This window comes from Kitasatospora sp. NPDC057595, assembly GCF_042800875.1.
GTDB lineage: Bacteria > Actinomycetota > Actinomycetes > Streptomycetales > Streptomycetaceae > Kitasatospora.
In genome coordinates, this window is sequence record NZ_JBHVGL010000027.1 from 12,983 (window position 1) to 34,642 (window position 21,660).

Consider the following 21,660-nt stretch of genomic DNA (forward strand, 5'->3'; position numbering starts at 1 on the left):
CGCCGGCGGATGCCTAGACGCCGGTGATCCGGGTCCACACCTTGTGCAGGGCGGGCCGCTCGGCCGAGGTGACGTCGCGCATGGTGTGCAGCCGGGCGCGCATCTCCTCGGTCGGGAAGACCAGCGGGTGCTCCGCCAGCTCCGCCTTCTCCCGGTCCCCGCTGGCCGCCAGCACCTCGCGGGCGGCCGGCACCGGGCAGATGTACTGCACGGCGGCGGCCAGCTCGGCGGCCACCTCGGGCCGGTAGTAGTGGTCGATCAGCAGCTCGGCGTTGCGCTTGTGCACGGCCCGGTTGGGGATCAGCAGGCTCTCCGCCCACAGCTCCCCGCCCTCCTCCGGCACCACGAAGGCGATGTCCGGGTTCTCGGCGGTGAGCTGGACGGCGTCGCCCGAGTACGCCTGGCAGGCCAGCGCGGCGCCGGAGGCCAGGTCGCTGGTGTAGTCGTTGCCGGTGAACCGGCGCACGTGCCGGCTGTCGACCATCCGCTGCACCAGGTCCATCGCCCGGTCGGCGTCGTCCTCGGTGAAGGCCGTGATGTCGGCGCCGTGCGAGAGCATCAGCAGGCCCAGTGCCTCGTCCAGCCCGGCGAACAGGGTGACCCGGCCCTTCAGGTCCGGCGCCCACAGGTCGGAGACGGACTTCAGCTCGCGGCCCAGCTCCTTGCGGTTGTAGGCGATCCCGGTGATCCCGGACTGCCAGGGCACGCTGTGCCGGCGCCCGGGGTCGACCGCCGGGTCGGCCAGCTGCGGGTCCAGCTGCGCCGTGACGTTCGGCAGGTTGGCCCGGTCGACGGCCTGCACCCAGCCGAGCCCGATGTAGCGGCCGACCATCCAGTCGCTGACCACCATCAGGTCGCGACCGGGGTCGGTGCCCTGGGTGAGCACCGGCCCCATCTTGCCGAAGAACTCGTCGTTGTCGTTGATGTCCTCGGTGTAGGTGACCTTGATCCCGGTCCGCTCGGTGAAGTCGTCCAGGGTCGGGCGCCCGCCGTCGTCGTCGACGTCGATGTACTGGGTCCAGTTGGAGAAGCCCAGCCGCTTCTCGCCCTCCGAGCGGTCGGGGGCGGAGCGGCGGTCCTCGTCCACGTAGGCGGCCGGGATGCCGCAGCCGGTCAGGGCCGCGGTCCCGAACAGTCCGGCGCTGGCGCCGAGCACCCGGCGGCGGGTCGGACGGCGGGCCCCGCTCGGGCGGCGGGTCGGGGTGGTGCTGGGCATGGTGGGGCCTCCGGGGCGTGGAACGGCCCCGGACGCACGGGGGTGGCGCCCGGGGCCGTTCTGTCGGTGGGTCAGACGGTGTGCGCGTCGGTGAGCGACAGCACCTCGTCGAGGACGGCGAGGCCGGTCTTCGCCTCCTCCTCGGTGACGGTGCACGGCGGGACGACGTGGAAGCGGTTCATGTTGACGAACGGCCACAGCCCGCGCTGCTTGCAGGCGGCGGCCAGCTCGGCCATCGGCGCGTTGGCGGCGCCGGCCGCGTTGTACGGCACCAGCGGCTCGCGGGTCTCCCGGTCCTTCACCAGGTCGAGCGCCCAGAAGACGCCGAGGCCGCGCACCTCGCCGACCGACGGGTGGCGCTCGGCCAGCTCGCGCAGGCCGGGGCCGAGCACGGTCTCGCCGATGTGCTTGGCGTTCTCGACGATGCCCTCCTCGGCCATCGTGTTGATGGTCGCCACCGCGGAGGCGCAGGCCAGCGGGTGGCCGGAGTAGGTGAGCCCGCCGGGGAACGCCCGCTCGGCGAAGGTGGCGGCGATCTCGGCGCTGATCGCCACGCCGCCGAGCGGCACGTAGCCGGAGTTGACGCCCTTGGCGAAGGTGAGCAGGTCCGGGGTGACGCCCCAGTGGTCGGCGGCGAACCACTCACCGGTGCGGCCGAAGCCGGCCATCACCTCGTCGAGGATGAAGACGATGCCGTGGCGGTCGCAGATCTCCCGCACGCCGGCCAGGTAGCCGGGCGGCGGGACGAGGATGCCCGCGGTGCCGACCACGGTCTCCAGGATGATCGCGGCGACGGTCCCGGGGCCCTCGAAGGCGAGGATCTGCTCCAGGTGGGCCAGCGCGCGCTCGCACTCCTGCGCCTCGTTCTCGGCGTGGAAGTTGGAGCGGTACGGGTACGGGCCCCAGAAGTGCACGATGCCGGAGACGCCGGTCTCGTTGGCCCACCGGCGCGGGTCTCCGGTCAGGGCGATCGCGTTGGCGGTGGCGCCGTGGTACGAGCGGTAGGTGGAGAGCACCTTCTGCCGGCCGGTGTGCAGCCGGGCCAGCCGGATGGCGTTCTCGTTGGCCTCGGCACCGCCGTTGGTGAAGAAGATCTTGTCGAGGTCGCCCGGGGTGCGCTCGGCGATCAGCCGGGCGGCCTCGCTGCGCGACTCGACCGCGAAGCCGGGGGCGATGGTGCAGAGCTTCGCCGCCTGCTCCTGGATCGCCGCGACCACCTTCGGGTGCTGGTGCCCGATGTTGGTGTTGACCAGCTGGGAGGAGAAGTCCAGGTAGCGGTTGCCGTCGTAGTCCCAGAAGTACGAGCCCTCGGCGCCGGCCACCGCGAGGGGGTCGATCAGCGCCTGGGCGGACCACGAGTGGAAGACGTGCGCGCGGTCGGCGGCCTTGACGGCCTGGCCGGCGGCTGAGTCAGCGGTGGGGATGCTCATGCGGCAAGGCTAGGGACTCGTCGGACCGAAATGGAGGTCCATCCTGTCAGCCGGTCGTGCCGCCCGCCGACAGGGTGCAAAGACAGAGGGCCCGGGTCACGAGGACCCGGGCCCAACGTCCGATCACACGATCAATGTCTCATCAGATCGCTGTCATGCAGCGCCGATGGTCACGACCCGCTAGATCGCGGTCATGACGTGCTTCACGCGGGTGTAGTCCTCGAAGCCGTAGGAGGAGAGGTCCTTGCCGTAGCCGGACTTCTTGAAGCCACCGTGCGGCATCTCGGCGACCAGCGGGATGTGGGTGTTGATCCAGACGCAGCCGAAGTCCAGGCGGCGCGACATCCGCATGGCACGGGCGTGGTCCTTGGTCCACACCGAGGAGGCCAGCGCGAACTCGACACCGTTGGCGTAGCCGACGGCCTGCTCCTCGTCGGAGAACTTCTGCACGGTGATGACCGGGCCGAAGACCTCGTTCTGGATGATCTCGTCGTCCTGCCGCAGGCCGGAGACGACGGTCGGGGCGTAGAAGTAACCCTTGTCGCCGACCCGGTGGCCACCGGCCTCGACCTTGGCGTGCTCCGGCAGGCGCTCGACGAAGCCGGAGACCTGCTTCAGCTGGTTGGCGTTGTTCAGCGGGCCGTACAGCACGTCCTCGTCGTCCACACCACCGGTCTTGGTCTCGGCGGCGGCCTTGGCCAGCGCCTCGACGAAGGCGTCGTGGATCGACTCGTGCACCAGCACGCGGGTGGCGGCGGTGCAGTCCTGGCCGGCGTTGAAGAAGCCCGCCACCGAGATGCCCTCGACGGCCTCGGCGATGTCGGCGTCCTCGAAGACCACGACCGGGGCCTTGCCGCCCAGCTCCAGGTGGACACGCTTGACGTCCTTGGAGGCGGACTCGGCGACCTGGATGCCGGCGCGCACCGAGCCGGTGATGGAGGCCATCGCCGGGGTCCGGTGCTCGACCATCAGGCGGCCGGTCTCGCGGTCGCCGCAGATCACGTTGAAGACGCCGGCCGGCAGCTCCAGCTCCTTGAGCACGCCGCCGATGATCTCGGCCAGCAGCACGGTGGAGGCCGGGGTGGTGTCGGAGGGCTTCAGCACCACGGTGTTGCCGGCGGCGATGGCCGGGGCGAACTTCCAGACCGCCATCATCATCGGGTAGTTCCACGGCGCGACCTGGGCGCAGACGCCGACCGGCTCGCGGCGGACGATCGAGGTCATGCCGTCCATGTACTCACCGGCGGCCTTGCCCTCCAGCAGGCGGGCGGCACCGGCGAAGAACCGGATCTGGTCGACCATCGGGCCGATCTCCTCGGAGAGGGTCAGCGCCCGCGGCTTGCCGGTGTTGCGACACTCGGCGTCCACCAGCTCGTCGGCCCGGGCCTCGACCCGGTCGGCGATCTTGAGCAGCACCTTCTGCCGGGTGCTCGGGGTGGTGTCCCGCCAGACCGGGAACGCGGCCGCGGCGGACTCCATGGCGGCGTCCACGTCGGAGGCACCGGACAGCGGGGACGTCGCGTAGACCTCACCGGTGGTGGGGTCGACGATGTCGAGCGTGCGGCCGTCGGCCGCATCGACGAACTCACCGTTGATGTAGTTGCGCAGCGTGCGAAGGTCGCTCACGGGTCTCTCCTCGGTCTCGGCCTGCGGCGTTGCAGAATCCGGCGCCATGGTACGTCGGCCGGACCGGCCGACGAAGGGCGCCGAGTGGCCGCGCCGCAAGTGCCGCGGTCCACTGGTTTGGCGGAATGCGCACGGCGCTGCGGGGCCGCGCGCGTACCGTAGCCAGGGTAGCCCGACGACTGCCGGTATCGACAGGCCGACGGCGCGCGGACGATGAAATCCGCATACGTTTTCCAAGATCGCGACGAAATCAGCAGTTTCCTCGCTTGCGAACACGGGAACGATCGGGCACAGTGGCGGCGTGGCCAACCGCGACCGGAACGCCAGCGTTCCCCTCGACGCCGCCTCCAAGGCGATCATCGAGCAGCTCCAGGAGGACGGGCGCCGCCCGTACGCCGCCATCGGCAAGGCCGTCGGCCTGTCCGAGGCAGCCGTGCGGCAGCGCGTCCAGAAGCTGCTCGACCAGGGCGTGATGCAGATCGTCGCCGTCACGGACCCGCTCACCGTCGGCTTCACCCGCCAGGCGATGGTCGGAATCCGGGTCGAGGGCGACATCGAACCCGTCGCCGACGCGCTGGCCGCCCTCGACGAGGTCGACTACGTCGTCTGCACCGCGGGCTCGTTCGACCTCCTGGCCGAACTGGTCTGCGAGGACGACGAGCACCTGCTCGAACTGATCAACAAGCGCATCCGCGCGCTTCCCGGCGTGCGGAGCACCGAGAGCTTCGTTTACCTGAAGCTCCGGAAACAGACCTACACCTGGGGCACCCGATGACAGCCGACCCGGCGCAGAAGGACCTTTCCAAGACCGCCTACGACCACCTGTGGATGCACTTCACCCGCATGTCGTCGTACGAGAACTCTCCCGTGCCGACCATCGTCAAGGGCGAGGGCACCTACGTCTGGGACGACAAGGGACGCAAGTACCTCGACGGCCTCGCCGGCCTGTTCGTCGTCCAGGCCGGCCACGGCCGTGAGGAGCTCGCCGAGGCCGCCGCCAAGCAGGCCAAGGAGCTCGCCTTCTTCCCGGTGTGGAGCTACGCCCACCCGAAGGCCGTCGAGCTGGCCGAGCGCCTGGCCAACTACGCCCCGGGCGACCTGAACAAGGTCTTCTTCTCCACCGGTGGCGGCGAGGCCGTCGAGACCGCCTGGAAGCTCGCCAAGCAGTACTTCAAGCTGACCGGCAAGCCGACCAAGTACAAGGTCATCTCGCGCGCGGTCGCCTACCACGGCACCCCGCAGGGCGCCCTGTCGATCACCGGCCTGCCGGGCCTGAAGGCCCCGTTCGAGCCGCTGGTGCCGGGCACCCACAAGGCGCCGAACACCAACATCTACCGCGCCCCGGCCTTCCTCGAGGGCCCCGACGGCACGGTCGACCCCGAGGCCTACGGCCGCTGGTGCGCCGACGAGATCGAGGTGGCCATCCTCAACGAGGGCGCCGAGACCGTCGCCGCCGTCTTCGTCGAGCCGGTGCAGAACGCGGGTGGCTGCTTCCCGCCGCCGCCCGGGTACTTCCAGCGCCTGCGCGAGATCTGCGACCGCCACGACGTGCTGCTGGTCTCGGACGAGGTCATCTGCGCCTTCGGCCGCCTGGGCACCATGTTCGGCGCCGACAAGTTCGGCTACCAGCCCGACATGATCACCTGCGCCAAGGGCATGACCTCGGGCTACTCCCCGATCGGCGCCACGATCATCTCGGACCGCCTGGCCGAGCCGTTCTACAAGGGCGACAACACCTTCCTGCACGGCTACACCTTCGGTGGCCACCCGGTGTCCTCCGCGGTGGCGCTGGCCAACCTCGACATCTTCGAGCGCGAGGGCCTGAACCAGCACGTGCTCGACAACGAGTCGGCGTTCCTGAACACCCTGGGCAAGCTGCGCGACCTGCCGATCGTCGGCGACGTCCGCGGCAACGGGTACTTCTACGGCATCGAGCTCGTGAAGGACAAGGTCACCAAGGAGTCGTTCAACGACGAAGAGGTCGAGCGCGTCCTCTACGGCTTCCTGTCGAAGGCCCTCTTCGACAACGGCCTGTACTGCCGCGCCGACGACCGTGGCGACCCGGTCATCCAGCTGGCCCCGCCGCTGATCTCGAACCAGTCGACCTTCGACGAGATCGAGCAGATCCTGCGGACCAGCCTGACCGACGCGTGGGCGAAGCTCTGACCCTTCGGCTTTCTTCCCCACCCTCAGTCACAGGGCGGTCCCGCTTCGGCGGGGCCGCCCTGCGGCGTTCCGTCCAACGGCCGCCGGGCAGTGCGTTCATCGGACCGCACTTCGGATCAAACACGCCTGATTAAGGGTGATTTGCCCCGGATGGAGCAGTGTGCCGCGCCCGCGCCCAGGCCCGATCGTTCTAATCTGACGACTGTCATATCCCTGCGGCCCCCCAGGACGGAACCTCATGGCAGCGGCCCCTCCTGACAACGACGTGCTGTGGGCCCGGGGGATCGTCAAGTCCCATCGCGGCACCCCCGCGCTGCGCGGCGTCTCGCTCGGGGTCCGGGAGGGCGAGGTCCTCGCCGTCACCGGCCCGCGCGGCTCCGGCAAGAGCACCCTGCTCGGCTGCCTCTCCGCGCTGCTCCCGGTCGACGAGGGCGAGGTCTGGTTCAACAGCGCCCCCGTGCACACCCTCGGCCGGGCGGGCCGGGAACGGCTGCGCCGCGACCGCTTCGGCTTCGTCGGCTCCGAGCCGCACCTCGTCCCCGAACTGACCGCCCGGGAGAACGTCGCCCTGCCGCTGCTGCTGGCCGGTGCCGGCGGCAAGGCCGCCCGCACCGCCGCCGACGAGTGGCTGGAGCGCCTGGACATCGGCGAACTCGCCAAGGTCCGGCCCGACCGGCTGCTGCAGAGCCAGCGCCAGCGGATCGCCGTCGCCCGGGCCCTCGCCCCGCTCCCGACGGTCGTCTTCGCCGACGACCCCACCGCCCCGCTGCACCGCGACACCGCCGAGCAGGTCCTGCGGATACTGACCAGCGCGGCCCGCTCCCACCAGCTCACCCTCGTGCTGGCCACCCACGACCCCGAGCTCGTCCGGTACGCGGACCGTGCCGTCGCCCTCGTCGACGGACGCCTCACCGGCCCGGTCACGCCCGTGCCGCGCACCGCCGCCACCGGGACCGCCGCCGGCACCGCCGGGGTCACCGCCGTCCCGGCCGCCGGCCGCTGAGGGGGGGCCGAGGTGTTCTATCTCCGTCTGGTCCGCGGCTACCGGGCCCTCGATCTCGGCCGCTGGCTGGTCACCGCCCTGGCCGGCGCGGTCGTCGCGGCCTTCCTGCTGCGCGCCCTCGGCCGGGCGATGAGCGACCCGGCCGCCGGCCCCGACGCGCTCGTCCGGCTGCTCTGGTGCCTGCCGCCGCTGGCCGCGGTCGCCTGGTTCGCCGCCGTCGCCGCCCGGGCGCTGCCCGCCCGGCGGGCCGACCGGATCACCGGCCTCACCACCGCCGGAGCCGGAGCAGGCCGGATCCGCGCCCTGATCGCCGGCGAGGTCGCGCTCGCCTGCGGCACCGGCGCCGGCCTCACCCTGCTGCTCTTCCTGGTCCTGCGCAACGACATCGCCGGACCCGCGCTGGCCCACGAACTCGGCATGGGCGTGGCCCTCCCGGCGGCCGCGCCGGTCGTCCTGCTCGCGCTCGTCCCGCTCACCGCCGGCCTCGCCGCGGCCGGCGCCGTCCCGCACGCCGAGACCCTGCCCGGTCGCTCCCGCCCCGAGCCCACCGGTTTCGGTCCGTGGCGGCTCGCGCTGCCGATCGGCCTGGCCGTCATCGGCCTCGCCCTGGAACTCATCGCACTGCGCCCCGGCGCCGCGGCCGACGGCCGTCCGGTCCACCTGCCGGCCGGGCTCGGCACCACCAGCACGGCCGCGCTCGGCGGGTGGGCGGCCTCCGCGCTCGGCCTCGCCATGCTCACCGGCCCGCTGCTCGGCTGGGCCGGCCGGCTGCTGGCGCTCGGTCGGCCGACCCCGCTGCGGCTGCTCGCCGGACGCGGCCTCACCGCGCAGGCCCGCCGCCTCGGGGCGCCGCTGGCCGTGCTGACCCTGGCGCTCGCGCTGGTGCTCACCACCGTCCGCTACTGGCTCGGCGAGCCCGGCAGCGCCGACCTGCTGCCCGCGATCGAGGCCGGACTGGTACTGGGCTGCGCGGCGGGCGCGGTGGCCGTCCGGCTGGCCGAGCTGCGCGCCGCCCGCCGGAGCGTCGGCGAGGCGCTGCTGCGGCTCGGCACGGCGCCCCGGCTGCTGTTCGGCGCCGTCGTGCTGCGGACCCTGATGGCCGGCACCGTACTGCTGGTCACCGGTGGGGCGACCGCGGCCCTGGCCGCCGCCGGGCTGCGCTGACCCGGCCCGCGGTCCGCAGCTCGCGGACCGCGGGCCGTCGCTGCGATCAGCCGGCCGCCGCGAGCTGGCCGCAGGCGCCGTCGATCTCCTGCCCGCGGGTGTCGCGAACGGTGGTCGGCACGCCGTGCGCCTGCAGCCGCCGGACGAACTCGCGCTCGTCCTCGGGCCGGGAGGCCGTCCACTTGGAACCCGGGGTGGGGTTCAGCGGGATCAGGTTCACGTGCACCCGCTGGTTCTTGATCAGCCGGCCGAGCAGGTCCGCCCGCCACGCCTGGTCGTTGATGTCCTTGATCAGCGCGTACTCGATGGAGATCCGGCGGCCGGACTTCTCGGCGTAGTTCCACGCCGCGTCCAGCACCTCGGCGACCTTCCAGCGGGTGTTGACCGGCACCAGCTCGTCGCGCAGCTCGTCGTCCGGGGCGTGCAGCGACAGCGCCAGACGGCAGCTGAGCCCCTCGTCGGCGAACCGGTGCATGGCCGGGACCAGGCCGACCGTGGAGACGGTGATGCCTCGCTGGGAGAGGCCGAAGCCGTCCGGCGCCGGGTCGGTCAGCCGGCGGATCGAGGCCAGCACCCGGTTGTAGTTGGCCAGCGGCTCGCCCATGCCCATGAAGACCACGTTGGACAGCCGCGCCTCGCCGCCCGGGATCTCGCCGGACTTGAGCGCGCGCATCCCGGCGGCGATCTGCTCGACGATCTCGCCGGTGGACAGGTTGCGGGTCAGCCCCGCCTGGCCGGTGGCGCAGAACGGGCAGTTCATGCCGCAGCCGGCCTGCGAGCTGATGCACATGGTGACCCGGTCCGGGTAGCGCATCAGCACCGACTCGACGAGCGTGCCGTCGAACAGCTTCCAGAGCGTCTTGCGGGTGGCGTCGTCGTCGCAGGAGACGTGCCGGACCACCGACATCAGCTCGGGCAGCAGGCTCCCGGTGAGCTTCTCCCGGCTGGCGGCGGGGATGTCCGTCCAGCTCGCCGGGTCGTTCGACATCCGGCCGAAGTAGTGGTTGGAGAGCTGCTTGGCGCGGAACGGCTGCTCGCCCAGCTCGGCGACGGCCTCCTTGCGCTCGGCGGGGCTCAGGTCGGCGAGGTGTCGCGGGGGCTTGGCGCCGCGCGGCGCGACAAAGGTGAGTTCTCCGGGCTTAGGCATGGTTGTTCCAGTGTCGCAGACGCGCGGAGGCCCCGGACGCCGTGCGTCCGGGGCCTCCGTGTGCGGGTGCTGTCGGCTCAGCTGCCGACGAAGGCCGCCAGCAGAAGCCAGACCACCGGGGCGGTCGGCAGCAGCGAGTCCAGCCGGTCCATGATGCCGCCGTGGCCGGGCAGCAGTGTGCCCATGTCCTTGATGCCCAGGTCGCGCTTGATCATCGACTCGCCCAGGTCGCCCAGGGTCGCGGTGACCGCCGCGCAGCCGCCCAGGATCAGGCCCTGCCACCAGCTGCCGCCGTCGATGATCAGTTCCATCAGCAGCGCGCCCGCCAGCATCGACAGGCCGATGCCGCCGGCCAGGCCCTCGCGGGTCTTGCCTGGGCTGATGGTCGGAGCCAGCTTGTTCTTGCCGAACTTGTAGCCCACCGCGTACGCCCCGGTGTCGCTGCACACCGTGACGATGAGGAAGAGCACGATCCGCTGCGGACCGTCGTCGGCCGCCAGCATCATCGCCACGAAGGTGGCGAGGAACGGGACGTAGAAGGCGGTGAAGATGCCCGCCGTTATGTCCCGCAGGTAGTTCTCGGGCGGCTCGGTCATCCGCCAGACCATCACCGCGAGCCCGGTGAGCGCGAGCGAGGCCGCCGCCCACTGGATCCCCGACCAGTAGCCGGTGGCGACCATCGCGATGCCGCCCGCGACCAGCGGGATCAGCGGCGCCTTGATCTCCTTGCGCTCGGCCAGCCGACTGGTCAGCTCCCAGACACCGACCGACACCGCCGCGATCACCACGACCAGGAACAGGGCCTTGACGACGAACAGCGAGGCGACGATCACCGCGCCGAGGCCGACGCCCACGCCTATCGCGGCCTGGAGGTTGCGGCCACCGCGCTGTTTGCGCTGCGGCGGCTGAGGCTGCGGATCGGCCTGGGCCACGGGTGTCTCCTGCCCTGGGTGGGACGACGGCACGAGGAAGGGCTGCCCCGCCGCCGGTCCGCCCGGCGTGCCGGGGTACGGCCCGCCCGCGGGAGCGGGAGGCGGGGTGTCGTCGGTGATCGCGCGCAGCACGACCGTCTCCGACGCACCCGGCTCCACCGTTCCGGGCTGCTCGTCGCGGAACAGCGGTCCGCTCAGCCGGCCCGTCTCCCGGGCCGGCCCCTCGGCGGGGTCGGCCCCGGGCGGGGGCACGGGCCGCGGGCCCGGGTCGGCCGGTACGGGAGGCATGACCTGAGTCTCCTCCGCGTCCGGGTCCCAGTACACCGGAGGCTGCTGGGAGTGACCCGTTCGGTGGCCGGGGTCGCCGGCGCCGTACGGCCCGTGCGGCGCGGGATGACCGGCGGGCTGCGCCGGGTGTCCGGGTATGCCGCGAGCCTGCGCAGGTGCGACGGGCGCCTGCGCAGGCTGGTACGGCCGGAACGGCTGGTACTGCTGGTCGGACGGGCCCCAGTAGCCAGGGGCGTCAGGGGCGTCGTTCATCAGACCTCGAGCAGCTCGGATTCCTTGTGCTTCAGCAGCTCGTCGATCTGGGCCACGTACTTGGCCGTGGTGTCGTCGAGCTCCTTCTCGGAACGGCGGCCGTCGTCCTCGCCGACCTCGCCGTCCTTGACCAGCTTGTCGATGGCGTCCTTGGCCTTGCGGCGCACCGAACGGATCGAGACCTTGGCGTCCTCGCCCTTGGTACGGGCGATCTTGATGAACTCCCGGCGGCGCTCCTCGGTGAGCTCCGGCAGCACCACGCGGATGATGGAGCCGTCGTTCGACGGGTTGACGCCCAGGTCGGAGTCGCGGATCGCCTGCTCGATCGCCTTCAGCGCGGTCTTGTCGAACGGCGAGACGACCGCCATCCGCGGCTCCGGCACCGAGAACGAGGCCAGCTGGTTGATCGGCGTCTTGGCACCGTAGTACTCGGCGACGATCTTGGCGAACATCGCCGGGTGCGCACGGCCGGTGCGGATGGCCGCGAAGTCGTCCTTGGCGTGGGCGACGGCCTTCTCCATCTTCTCCTCGGCCTCGAGGAGGGTCTCTTCGATCACTGTGATCTCCCTGTCCGGTTCATCTGCGGTTGTTCCGTCCGGTGTCTGGCGGTGGCCGGTCGCGGCTCCCGCGCCGTTCCGTACGGCTGGTTGCTGCTCAGGCCCGGACAGAATCCTGGCTGATGAGTGTGCCGATCTTCTCACTCTTCACTGCCCGCGCGATATTGCCCTCCGCGAGCAGCTCGAAGACCAGCATCGGCAGGTTGTTGTCCTTGCACAGCGTGATCGCGGTGAGGTCGGCGACCTTGAGGTCGCGCGCGATGACCTCGGAGTACTCCAGCGCGTCGAACTTCACCGCGTCCGGGTTGGTCCGCGGGTCGGAGTCGTAGACGCCGTCCACGCCGTTCTTGCCCATCAGCAGGATGTCGGCGTGGATCTCCAGGGCCCGCTGCACGGCCGTGGTGTCGGTGGAGAAGTAGGGCATGCCCATACCCGCGCCGAAGATCACCACACGGCCCTTCTCCAGGTGCCGGACGGCGCGCAGCGGCAGGTACGGCTCGGCGACCTGGCCCATCGTGATGGCGGTCTGGACCCGGGTCTCGATGCCCTCCTTGACCAGGAAGTCCTGGAGCGCCAGGCAGTTCATGACCGTGCCGAGCATGCCCATGTAGTCCGAGCGGGCCCGGTCCATTCCGCGGACCTGGAGTTCGGCGCCCCGGAAGAAGTTCCCGCCGCCGATCACGATGGCGACCTCGGTGCCCGCGCGGACGACCGTGGCGATCTCGCGGGCGATCGCGTGCACGACGTCCGGATCGACGCCGAGCCCGCCGCCGCCGGCGAAGGCCTCACCGGACAGCTTCAGCAGCACCCGGCGGCGCGTGCCGTCGTGGGTGTCCTGCGCGGTCTCCTGCGTCTCCTGCATGGACTTCTCCTTCTACACCTACTGGTTCACAGGCGCGGACGTGCGGATCCCCGGCCTGCGCGTACACGAGAGGAGGCCACTGCCGCGGGAACCGGTTCGGTGTCCTGCACGGCAATGGCCTCCTCGTCGTTCATGCTGCCGACGCGGCTCGCCCATGAACGGATGGCGCTGGGTGAGCCCGTACGGCGCGTTCCCTGCCGCCCTGGTCAGCGGGCGGGGGCGGCTTCCAGCCTACGGCCGGAAGCGCGGGTGGAACGTGGCTCAGGCGCCGACGCGGAAGCGGGCGAAGCGCTTGAGGGCGACGCCGTTCTCCTCGAGAACCTTGGCGACGGACTTCTTGTTGTCCTTCGCGAAGGCCTGCTCCAGGACGGAGTTCTCCTTGACGAAGCCGGTGACGCGACCCTCGACGATCTTCGGCAGGGCGGCCTCCGGCTTGCCCTCCTCGCGAGCGGTGGCCTCGGCGACGCGGCGCTCGTTCTCGATGTCCTCGGCCGGGATGTCCTCGCGGGACAGGTACTTCGGCGCGAAGGCGGCGATGTGCTGCGCGACGTCCTTGGCGACCTCGGCGTTCTCCTTGTCCAGCTCGACCAGGACGCCGACGGCCGGCGGCAGGTCGGGGCTGGTCTTGTGCAGGTAGACCGCGACGAAGCCGTCACCGTCGAACTGCGCGAAGCGACGGAAGACGATCTTCTCGCCGAGGGTCGCGTTGGCCTCGTCCACGAACTGCTGGACGGTCTTGCCGGCCTCGATCTCGGAGGCGAGAGCGGCGTCCAGGTCGGCCGGGGCGGTGGCGGCGACGTGGGCGGCGATCGCGTCGGCGACCTGGACGAAGTTGTCACCCTTGGCAACGAAGTCGGTCTCGCAGTTCAGCTCGACCAGGACGCCGGACTTCTTGTCCTCGGCGATGAGCGCGGCGACGGCACCGTTGGAGGCGTCACGGCCCTCGCGCTTGGCAACGCCCTTCTGGCCCTTGATGCGAAGGATCTCGACGGCCTTCTCGACGTTGCCCTCGGCCTCGTCCAGGGCCTTCTTGCAGTCCATCATGCCGGCGCCGGTCAGCTCACGGAGCTTCTTGACGTCCGCGGCGGTGAAGTTCGCCATGGTGTGAATCTCTTCTCGCGTCTCGCGTGTCTGCGTGGGGTAGCACCGGGGCCGGTGATTCGGCCCAGGCACGGGAGAGAGGGGCACCGACCGGCGTCGTACCGGCGGGTGCCCCTCACCCTTGGTACGTCAGGCCTGCTCGGCCGGAGCCTCGGTGGCCGGAGCCTCGGCGGCGGGGGCCTCGGTGGCCGGCGCCTCGGCGGCGGGGGCCTCGTCGGCCTTCTTCTCACCCTCCAGGAGGTCCTTCTCCCAGTCGGCGAGCGGCTGGTCGGCGCCCGGCTCGGCCTTGACGTCGCCCTTGGCGACACCCGCGCGGGCCTTGAGGCCCTCGGCGACGGCGTCGGCGATCACACGGGTCAGCAGGGTGACGGAGCGGATCGCGTCGTCGTTGCCCGGGATCTTGTAGTCGACCTCGTCGGGGTCGCAGTTGGTGTCGAGGATGGCGACGACCGGGATGTTGAGCTTCCGGGCCTCGCCGACCGCGATGTGCTCCTTCTTGGTGTCCACGATCCAGACGGCGCTGGGAACGCGCTGCATGTCGCGGATACCGCCGAGGGTCTTCTCCAGCTTGTCGTGCTCGCGCTGGAGGACCAGGAGCTCCTTCTTGGTGAGGCCGGAGCCGGCCACGTCCGAGAAGTCCAGCTCGCCCAGCTCCTTGAGGCGCTGCAGGCGCTTGTAGACGGTCGAGAAGTTGGTCAGCATGCCGCCGAGCCAGCGCTGGTTCACGTAGGGCATGCCCACGCGGGTGGCCTGCTCGGCGATGGCCTCCTGGGCCTGCTTCTTCGTGCCGACGAAGAGGACGCTGCCGCCGTGGGCAACGGTCTCCTTGATGAACTCGAAGGCGCGGTCGATGTAGTTCAGCGACTGCAGGAGGTCGATGATGTAGATGCCGTTGCGCTCGGTGATGATGAAGCGCTTCATCTTCGGGTTCCAGCGGCGGGTCTGGTGACCGAAGTGGACGCCGCTCTCCAGCAGCTCCCGCATCGTGACGACGGCCATAGCCGTGCTCCTCAGGTGTTACGCCCGGCTCCGGCGCAGCGGCGTCACGGTCGGCGCACGGTGGCGCTTCCCGCTCGGCGCGTGCGAACGGCCGGGTCAGGCTCGGTTGTCCGTGGCGGCCAGGTGGCAGCCACGCCTGACGCCCCGAACGTGCCGAGCCGCTTCCACCCGGCGGTCCGGGGACCGGCCGGGCTCGGCGGACCGAGCGGCACTCGCACCTGGCGGAGGTGGCGGCGGAGCCGCTTCCGTCCACCGGTGGCGGGGCGTGCGAAGTCGACCCGGCGGACCGGGTCGCGTGTGAAGTGTACGGGAAGCGCCGCGCGCCGGGCGACTCCGCGGCGGGCGGGCGGCCGGGGACACGCCTGGTCCGGGCTGCCCGGGCGGCCCTGTGGGGCCCGCGTGAACCCGGCGGGGTACACCCGTTGGAGGGACGGCCACGGTCCACAGGGGCCGGTTGTCCACAGGAATCGGGGCGGGGGTGGCCGGGCCGGTGCGGGCCGGGGAACCTCGACGGCATGACTGCTGCTGACGGGGTTGCAGGCGGTGCTGTGGTGGCGGGTGGGGTGGACCGTGCGGGCGGTGCGGGCCGGGTGGGCGGCGTGGGTGGTTGCGGCGCTGCGGATGGTCGGGGCGGTGCGCCGGTCGGGCTGCGGTCCGGTCGGCGGGTGCTGGTGGTCGTGCTGGTGGTGCTGGGCACGCTGCTTCCGTTCGGGTGGCCCGGAGCCCTCGGCCATGCGGCGGGCGGTGGGGGTGGCGGCAGCGGGGGCAGCGGAGGCGGGGAGGGTGGAGGCAGCGGCTCCGGCGGCGGGCGGGCATGGCCGGTGGACGGGCCGGGCGGCCGCCCGGCCGTCGTGGTGCACCGCTTCGAGGCGCCGGCGCGACCGTGGGGCGCGGGGCACCGGGGCGTCGACCTGGCCGCCGGCCCCGGGGCGGAGGTGCGGGCGGCGGCTCCCGGTGTGGTCACGTTCGCCGGCCCGGTGGGCGGGCGGCCGGTGGTCACGGTCACCCATACGATCGTCGCCCGTGCGAGCGCCGCCGCTCCCCCGGCGCCCCCGCTGCGGACCACCTATCTACCGGTCGCCGGCACCGTTCCGGTGGGCACCTCGGTGGCGGCGGGCCAGGTGATCGGACGGCTCGCCGACGGGACCGGCCACTGCGCCGACGGTGTCTGCCTGCACTGGGGCCTGCTGCGCGGACGGCGCTACCTCGACCCGCCGTCCCTGTTCGGGACCGGTCGGGCCAGGCTGCTGCCGCTCACGGACCCGCCCTCCGAGGACCCGGGGCAGCCGGTCAGCTCGGACCGAGTCCGTGCAGGGCGAGGGAGACGGCGGCGTCGGCGATCACCTCGGGGCTCTCGGCCCGACCGCCCGCCGCCCGCTGCTCCGACTGCCGGACGGCCGCCTCGACGATGCCCTGGAGCAGCGCGGCCGCCAGCCGGGGCTCTTCGTGGCCGAGGTCCTCCAGCGCCTGGACCACGAGCCCGACCAGCGTCCCGTGCGCCGCCCTGATGCGCTCGCGGGCCGCGTCGTCCAGTTCCAGGGCGGAGATCGCGGCGACGGCCCGGTGGCGGGGGTCGGCGGCCAGCGCGAGCTGGCCCCGCACATAGGCCTCGATCCGCTCGGCCGCGGTGTCGCGGCTCGCCATCCCGGCCTCGATCTCGGCGGCCCAGAGCGGGAAGTCGGTCTCGCAGAGCGCCTCGACCACGGCCGCCCGCGAGCGGAAGTACTCGTACACCGAGGAGCGCGCGAGTCCCGTGCGCGCGGCGAGCGCGGGGAAGGCCAGGGCCTCCATGCCTCCCTCGGTGAGGAGACTGCGGGCAGCGTCGAGGAGGGCTGCCCGCTGCATCTGACGGTGCTCGGCCACACTGGCCGCTCGGATCTTCGGCACGCACTCCACTGTACGGAGCCCTACATCCCACCGGTACGGTGCCGCACACCGGCACGATGCGGAGGGTTGCGTACCGGGGCGCAGAGTGCCGGCCGGGCGTACGCGGCGCACCCCGCCGGGGTTCCGGCCGCCGTGCCGCTACCGGATGTCCGACAGCTTGGCGCGCAGCTGGAGCACCGACTTGGTGTGGATCTGGCTGACCCGGCTCTCCGTCACCCCGAGCACCTGGCCGATCTCGGCCAGGGTCAGGCCCTCGTAGTAGTAGAGCGTCACCACGGTCTTCTCCCGCTCGGGGAGCGTGTTCACGGCCTGCGCCAGCAGTCGGCGCAGTTCGCGGTCCTCGGCCACCTCGACCGGGTCGTCGGCACCGTGGTCCTCCAGGGTGTCCATCAGGCTGAGCCGGTTGCCGCCCTCGCCGACCGGGTGCAGCAGTTCGTCGAGCGCCACCACGTTGGCGAGCGAGAGCTGGCTGAAGATGGCGTGCAGGTCCTCGATGGCGATGCCCATCTCGGCCGCGACCTCGGGCTCGTTCGGCGTCCGCCGCAACCGGGCCTCCAGCGTCGCGTACGTGCGCTCGACCGCCTTCGCCTTCTGCCGCACCGAGCGCGGGATCCAGTCCAGCGCCCGCAGTTCGTCGATGATCGCGCCGCGGATCCGGCTGATGGCGTAGGTCTCGAACTTGATGGCGCGTTCGATGTCGAACTTCTCGATCGCGTCGATCAGCCCGAAGACCCCGGAGGAGACGAAGTCGGCCTGTTCCACGTTGGAGGGCAGGCCGACCCCGACCCGGCCCGCCACGTATTTGACGAGCGGCGAGTAGTGCAGGATCAGCTGCTCCCGCAGCCGCTGGTCGGCCGTCTCCTTGTAGGCGCGCCAGAGCTCTTCGAGCGCCGTGCGCTCCCGGCCGGCCGCCGCCCGGCGGGGCCCAGGCGCCTCGGGCGGTTCGGGGGCGGCCGGGTCGGCGGAAGCGCCGGGCGCGTCCGGACAGTCGTCGTGCGCCCCGGAGTGCGCCGTACGGCCGCCCTGCCGCGCGAGGGCCCCCATCCCGCCCGCGGCCTTGGGCGGGAACTCGGTCACGGTGCGCCGCTCGGTGCGCGGCCCTCCCGAGGACCGGGCGCCACCGGTCACTCGGTGTCCGGGAATGTGTGTGGGCATACGTTGGTCTGCGCCGTTCTGCCGAGTCATGTGCTGATAGGGAAGGCATGGCGAGCGTAGCGTGACCGACTCGCTGCACAGTGCTACCGCCACTCGGTCGTCCCCCGATCCGGTGGCTTCGTGTCACCGCCTCGGGGTACCGGAGGCAGACGGACGGGGGCCGCACCCCGCCGCACCCCGCCGCGCCGGGCCGCTCCGTCAAGCCCCGTCCTCCCTCCACTCGTCCGTGTGGTCCGCTCCCCGGTTGTCGGCCTCCCGGTTGTCGGCCTCCCCGACCTGCCGTCACCTCCTGCGCACCAGGCGCCAGTGCGCCCCGTGCCGTTCGACGTGGCCGAGCGAGCCCAGCTCGTAGAGCCGCTGGAGCACCTCGTCCGGCGGGAGCCCGGACTGCCGGGCCAGCCGCTCCACCGGCGCGCCGTCCGGCGTGGCGGGCACCGCCTCCAGGACCCGGGCCGCCGCCGGCTCCAGGAGGTCCCGGGGCAGCACCGGTCCGCTGCGCTGCGGCGCGAGGTCGTCACCGATCGCGCCGATCAGCTCGACGACCTCGGCGGCGTCGGTGACCACGGTCGCGGCGCCGCTGCGGATCAGGGCGTGCACCCCGGCGGACAGCTCCGAGGTCACCGGGCCGGGCACGGCCATGGTGTGCCGGTTGAGGTCGCGGGCGCGTCTGGCGGTGCTGAGCGCCCCGCTGCGCAGCGCCGCCTCGACCACCACCGTTCCGCGGGTCAGCGCCGCGATCACCCGGTTGCGCAGCACGAACCGGAACCTGGTCGGGTGCTCCCCCGGTGGGAGTTCGCTCAGCAACAGCCCCTGTTCGGCGATCCGGCGGATCAGCCCGGTGTTGCCCCTCGGGTAGGCCACGTCCACCCCGCAGGCGAGGACACCGACGGTCGGGCCGCCGACCGCCAGCGCGCCCCGGTGGGCGGCCGAGTCGATGCCGTAGGCCCCGCCGGAGACGACCACCCAGCCGCGTTCGGCGAGTTGGGCGGCGAGGTCCCCGGCGACGTGCGCACCGTACGCCGTGCAGGCCCGGGCGCCCACCACCGAGACCGAGCGCAGCGCGAGCAGGCGCAGCGAGCCGGTGCCGACCACCCAGAGGCCGGTGGGCCTGGTCTCCCCGAGGTCGTCCAGCTGGCTGGGCCACTCCGTGTCGCCCGGAATGATGAAGCGCCCACCGGCCGCCCGCACCCGTTCGAGGTCGGCGACCGGGTCGAGGCCGGTCAGCCGGGCCCGGTAGGCCGCCAGCCGGGCGTCGTCCGGGCCCGGTCGGCCGGGCACCGTGCCGTCCCCGATCGCCCGGACCACGTCGAGCGCGTCGGTGTGGGCGAGCCAGCGACCGAGCGCGGCGTCCCCGGGCTCGCCGAGCCGGCTGAGCGCCGCGCGGGCCAGACGCTCGGGCTCGAATTCGTGCTCGAATTCGTGCTCGGGCTCGTGCTTGGGCTCGTGCTCGGGCTGCGGCCTGGGCACCGGCTCGGGCGGCGCCCCGGGCCGAGGGGCGGCGCCCGGTTCGGCGGGCGGGCCCTGGGCGAGATCGTTCGCGGTGCGGTTCACGGGGCGGCCTCCTCGGGCTCGGGCTGCGGATCGGCGGTGCGCCGGGCGGAACGGGGGCGGGCCGGGCGGCGCTCGGCCTTGCCGCCCGGCCGGTCCGGGGCGGGGTCTGCCCGCCCGAAGAAGCGCTCCGTCAGCGGATTTCCCTGCTCCACGCCGGCGCGCAGGACGAGGGCCGTCCGGACGTCACGCTGTTCCGGGCGCTCCCGGCCGGCCAGGTCCGCGACCGTCCAGGCGACCCTCAGCACCCGGTCCAGACCGCGGGCGGTCAGCAGGCCCCGCTCCAACTGGCGCGCGGCGTCGTTCAGCGCACCCGGTGCCAGCTGCCAGCGGGTGCGCAGCTCATGGCCGGGGACCTCGGCGTTGGTCCGCCACGGTGTGCCGGCCAGCCGGGTCGCCGCACGCTCTCGGGCCGCCAGCACCCGGGCCGCGACGACCTCGGTGGTCTCCGCCGAGGTGTCGCGCTGCATCAGCTCGGCCCTGGTCACCGGGGCGACCTGGACCTGGAGGTCGACCCGGTCGAGCAGCGGTCCGGAAAGCCGGCCCTGGTACCGGCTGACCATGGCGGGCGTGCACTCGCAGCCCTCGCCCCGCCGTGAGTGGCGCCCGCACGGGCAGGGATTGGCGGCCAGGCAGAGCAGGAACCGGGCCGGCAGCCGCATCGATCCGGCGGACCGGGCGATCACCACCTCGCCCGATTCGAGCGGCTGGCGCAGCGCGTCCAGCACCCGGACGGGGAACTCCGGTGCCTCGTCGAGGAACAGGACGCCCCGGTGGGCCAGCGAGACCGCACCCGGTCTCGGCAGCCCGCTGCCACCGCCGACGATCGCCGGCATGGTGGTCGAGTGGTGCGGGGCGCAGTAGGGCGCCCGGTCGACCAGCGGCCGCCCGACCGGCAGCAGCCCCGCCACCGAGTGGACCGCGGTGACCTCCAGGGCCTCCTTCTGGGTGAGCGGCGGGAGCAGCGCGGGCAGCCGCTCCGCCAGCATGGTCTTGCCCGCGCCGGGCGGCCCCTTGAGGTAGAGGTGGTGACCGCCGGCGGCGGCGATCTCCAGGGCCCGGCGGGCCTCGTACTGGCCGGCCACGTCGGCGAGGTCCATCCGGGCGGCCGCCTCGTCGGGCAGGCCCCGCACCCCCGCGCTGGGGAGCATCAGGCCGGCCATCAGCGGGTCGGGGTGCCCGCCGGGGCGGTCGGCGGGCTCCTCCGGTTCGGGGGCTCCGGTGAGCAGCGCCATCAGCTGGCGCAGGCTGCGCACGCCGAGGACGGTCACCCCGGGGACCAGCTCGGCCTCGGCGGCGGTCTGGTCGGCGACCACCACGCGCCGGTAGCCGGCGTCCGCGGCGGCCAGCACCGACGGGAGCACCCCGCGCACCGGGCGCACCCGCCCGTCCAGCCCGAGTTCGCCGATCAGCAGCAGGTCCGCGATCGCGGCCGGGTCGAGCCGTTCGGCGGCGGCCAGCACGGCACAGGCCACGGCGAGGTCGAAGCCGCTGCCGCTCTTGGGCACCGAGGCCGGGCTCAGCCCGACGGTCAGCTTCCGCTGCGGCCAGGCCTCGCCACTGTTGACGACCGCCGCGCGCACCCGGTCGCGGGCCTCGGAGAGCGCCTTGTCGGGCAGGCCGACCAGGGTGAACGCCGCCACCCCGGGCTCCAGATCGGCCTGGACCTCGACGATCACCCCGTCGACGCCGACCAGGGCCACGGAACACGTCCGGGCGAAGGCCACCTCAGACCACCCCCCGCAGGTGGTCGACCGACGCGGCGCCGCGGGACCGGTTGATGACGGCGACCAGGTCGATCCGGACGCCGCCGGGCGGCACGGGCGCCCACGGCGGGTCGCCGACGCCGGGCCGGTACTCGGGACCGGCCAACCGGGCGAAGTGGCCGGGCCAGCGCTCGGCCATCCAGCGCTCGGCCAGTCGGCGCAAGCGGTCCGCCTTGGTCGGACCGATGGCCTCGCTGGGCTGCTGGAAGCCCCGCTCGGAGCGGGTCTTGACCTCGCAGACCGCCACGGTGTCGCCGTCGAGGGCGACGATGTCCAGCTCGCCCTCGACGCAGCGCCAGTTGCGGTCGAGGATGCGCAGCCCGTCCTCGGCCAGCCGACGGGCGGCGACCTGCTCGCCGTAGCGGCCGAGGCCGGCGTTGGTCGGCCGCGACGGGGGCGACGCGGCCGACGGGGGCGGACCGCCCGCCGGGGCCCGCGTCGTCCTCCGGCGCGGCTGCCCGTCCTGCCGGGCCGTCGCGGTCCTCTTGCGCGTGGCGCGCTCGATCTCCTGCACGGTGACCACCTCCGCCGGGGAGGTTGCCGTGCGGTCCGGGATCGGAC

At 72.8% G+C, this 21,660-nt stretch carries 18 protein-coding genes and 1 pseudogene; 5 read left to right on the plus strand and 14 right to left on the minus strand.

Translation table 11 applies throughout. The features are described 5' to 3' along the window. Nucleotides 1–13 precede the first annotated feature (13 nt). The 3 genes from ACFU9E_RS30935 to ACFU9E_RS30945 form a co-directional block, all read right to left on the minus strand. Nucleotides 14–1,216 (minus strand): spermidine/putrescine ABC transporter substrate-binding protein, encoded by a 1,203-nt coding sequence (locus ACFU9E_RS30935; RefSeq protein ID WP_380682734.1) that lies wholly within the window; start codon nucleotides 1,214–1,216, stop codon nucleotides 14–16. A 71-nt stretch (nucleotides 1,217–1,287) separates the two neighbouring features. Further along, nucleotides 1,288–2,646, minus strand: coding sequence for an aspartate aminotransferase family protein (locus tag ACFU9E_RS30940; protein WP_380682735.1), 1,359 nt, complete (start codon nucleotides 2,644–2,646; stop codon nucleotides 1,288–1,290). Between the two features lie 180 nt (nucleotides 2,647–2,826). After that, nucleotides 2,827–4,320 carry a gamma-aminobutyraldehyde dehydrogenase gene (locus ACFU9E_RS30945; protein WP_380682736.1) on the minus strand — a complete coding sequence of 498 codons (1,494 nt, stop codon included), beginning with the start codon at nucleotides 4,318–4,320 and terminating at the stop codon, nucleotides 2,827–2,829. Nucleotides 4,321–4,573: 253 nt separating this feature from the next. On the opposite strand from ACFU9E_RS30945, the gene ACFU9E_RS30950 reads away from it, so the two are divergent. The 4 genes from ACFU9E_RS30950 (at nucleotide 4,574) to ACFU9E_RS30965 (ending at nucleotide 8,605) form a co-directional block, all read left to right on the plus strand. Next, nucleotides 4,574–5,047 carry an Lrp/AsnC family transcriptional regulator gene (locus ACFU9E_RS30950; RefSeq protein WP_030243538.1) on the plus strand — a complete coding sequence of 158 codons (474 nt, stop codon included), beginning with the start codon at nucleotides 4,574–4,576 and terminating at the stop codon, nucleotides 5,045–5,047. After that, the gene (locus ACFU9E_RS30955; RefSeq protein ID WP_355369595.1) at nucleotides 5,044–6,438 is read left to right on the plus strand and encodes an aspartate aminotransferase family protein; all 1,395 of its coding nucleotides are present in this window, start codon (nucleotides 5,044–5,046) and stop codon (nucleotides 6,436–6,438) included. The genes ACFU9E_RS30950 and ACFU9E_RS30955 overlap by 4 nt, the downstream gene beginning before the upstream one ends. Nucleotides 6,439–6,676: 238 nt before the next feature. Further along, nucleotides 6,677–7,441 carry an ABC transporter ATP-binding protein gene (locus tag ACFU9E_RS30960; protein WP_380682737.1) on the plus strand — a complete coding sequence of 255 codons (765 nt, stop codon included), beginning with the start codon at nucleotides 6,677–6,679 and terminating at the stop codon, nucleotides 7,439–7,441. A 12-nt stretch (nucleotides 7,442–7,453) separates the two neighbouring features. Next, nucleotides 7,454–8,605 (plus strand): hypothetical protein, encoded by a 1,152-nt coding sequence (locus ACFU9E_RS30965; RefSeq protein ID WP_380682738.1) that lies wholly within the window; start codon nucleotides 7,454–7,456, stop codon nucleotides 8,603–8,605. A 46-nt stretch (nucleotides 8,606–8,651) separates the two neighbouring features. On the opposite strand, the gene rlmN is transcribed toward ACFU9E_RS30965, so the two are convergent. The 6 genes from rlmN to rpsB form a co-directional block, all read right to left on the minus strand. Continuing rightward, nucleotides 8,652–9,752 (minus strand): 23S rRNA (adenine(2503)-C(2))-methyltransferase RlmN, encoded by a 1,101-nt coding sequence (gene rlmN / locus ACFU9E_RS30970; protein WP_380690387.1) that lies wholly within the window; start codon nucleotides 9,750–9,752, stop codon nucleotides 8,652–8,654. Nucleotides 9,753–9,829: 77 nt separating this feature from the next. Beyond that, entirely contained in the window at nucleotides 9,830–10,972 is a 1,143-nt protein-coding gene (locus ACFU9E_RS30975) for a phosphatidate cytidylyltransferase (RefSeq protein ID WP_380682009.1), read from the minus strand. 251 nt (nucleotides 10,973–11,223) lie between these two features. Further along, nucleotides 11,224–11,781, minus strand: coding sequence for a ribosome recycling factor (gene frr / locus ACFU9E_RS30980; protein ID WP_355369605.1), 558 nt, complete (start codon nucleotides 11,779–11,781; stop codon nucleotides 11,224–11,226). Between the two features lie 97 nt (nucleotides 11,782–11,878). Beyond that, nucleotides 11,879–12,643, minus strand: coding sequence for a UMP kinase (gene pyrH / locus ACFU9E_RS30985; RefSeq protein ID WP_355369607.1), 765 nt, complete (start codon nucleotides 12,641–12,643; stop codon nucleotides 11,879–11,881). Between the two features lie 261 nt (nucleotides 12,644–12,904). Next, on the minus strand, nucleotides 12,905–13,744 hold the full coding sequence (tsf, locus tag ACFU9E_RS30990) for a translation elongation factor Ts (RefSeq protein WP_355369609.1): 840 nt from the start codon (nucleotides 13,742–13,744) through the stop codon (nucleotides 12,905–12,907). A gap of 129 nt (nucleotides 13,745–13,873) precedes the next feature. Next, nucleotides 13,874–14,743: a 30S ribosomal protein S2 gene (gene rpsB / locus ACFU9E_RS30995; RefSeq protein WP_380682008.1), complete on the minus strand. Its 870-nt coding sequence runs from the start codon at nucleotides 14,741–14,743 to the stop codon at nucleotides 13,874–13,876. A gap of 515 nt (nucleotides 14,744–15,258) precedes the next feature. Between rpsB and ACFU9E_RS31000 the strand changes: the two are divergent. Beyond that, a pseudogene (locus ACFU9E_RS31000) lies at nucleotides 15,259–15,945 on the plus strand (murein hydrolase activator EnvC family protein); the annotation flags it as partial. 88 nt (nucleotides 15,946–16,033) lie between these two features. Here the strand turns inward: ACFU9E_RS31000 and ACFU9E_RS31005 are convergent. The 5 genes from ACFU9E_RS31005 to ACFU9E_RS31025 all read right to left on the minus strand — a co-directional run bounded on the left by ACFU9E_RS31005 (nucleotide 16,034) and on the right by ACFU9E_RS31025 (nucleotide 21,433). Then, entirely contained in the window at nucleotides 16,034–16,606 is a 573-nt protein-coding gene (locus ACFU9E_RS31005; RefSeq protein ID WP_380682013.1) for a TetR/AcrR family transcriptional regulator, read from the minus strand. A gap of 162 nt (nucleotides 16,607–16,768) precedes the next feature. Further along, nucleotides 16,769–17,674: an RNA polymerase sigma factor WhiG gene (gene whiG / locus ACFU9E_RS31010; RefSeq protein ID WP_380682012.1), complete on the minus strand. Its 906-nt coding sequence runs from the start codon at nucleotides 17,672–17,674 to the stop codon at nucleotides 16,769–16,771. Between the two features lie 393 nt (nucleotides 17,675–18,067). After that, nucleotides 18,068–19,336: a DNA-processing protein DprA gene (gene dprA, locus ACFU9E_RS31015; RefSeq protein ID WP_380682007.1), complete on the minus strand. Its 1,269-nt coding sequence runs from the start codon at nucleotides 19,334–19,336 to the stop codon at nucleotides 18,068–18,070. Beyond that, the gene (locus ACFU9E_RS31020) at nucleotides 19,333–21,060 is read right to left on the minus strand and encodes a YifB family Mg chelatase-like AAA ATPase (protein ID WP_380682006.1); all 1,728 of its coding nucleotides are present in this window, start codon (nucleotides 21,058–21,060) and stop codon (nucleotides 19,333–19,335) included. Before ACFU9E_RS31020 ends, dprA begins: the two co-directional genes overlap by 4 nt. Before the next feature lies 1 nt (nucleotide 21,061). After that, nucleotides 21,062–21,433 carry a YraN family protein gene (locus ACFU9E_RS31025; RefSeq protein WP_380682011.1) on the minus strand — a complete coding sequence of 124 codons (372 nt, stop codon included), beginning with the start codon at nucleotides 21,431–21,433 and terminating at the stop codon, nucleotides 21,062–21,064. Nucleotides 21,434–21,660 lie beyond the last annotated feature (227 nt).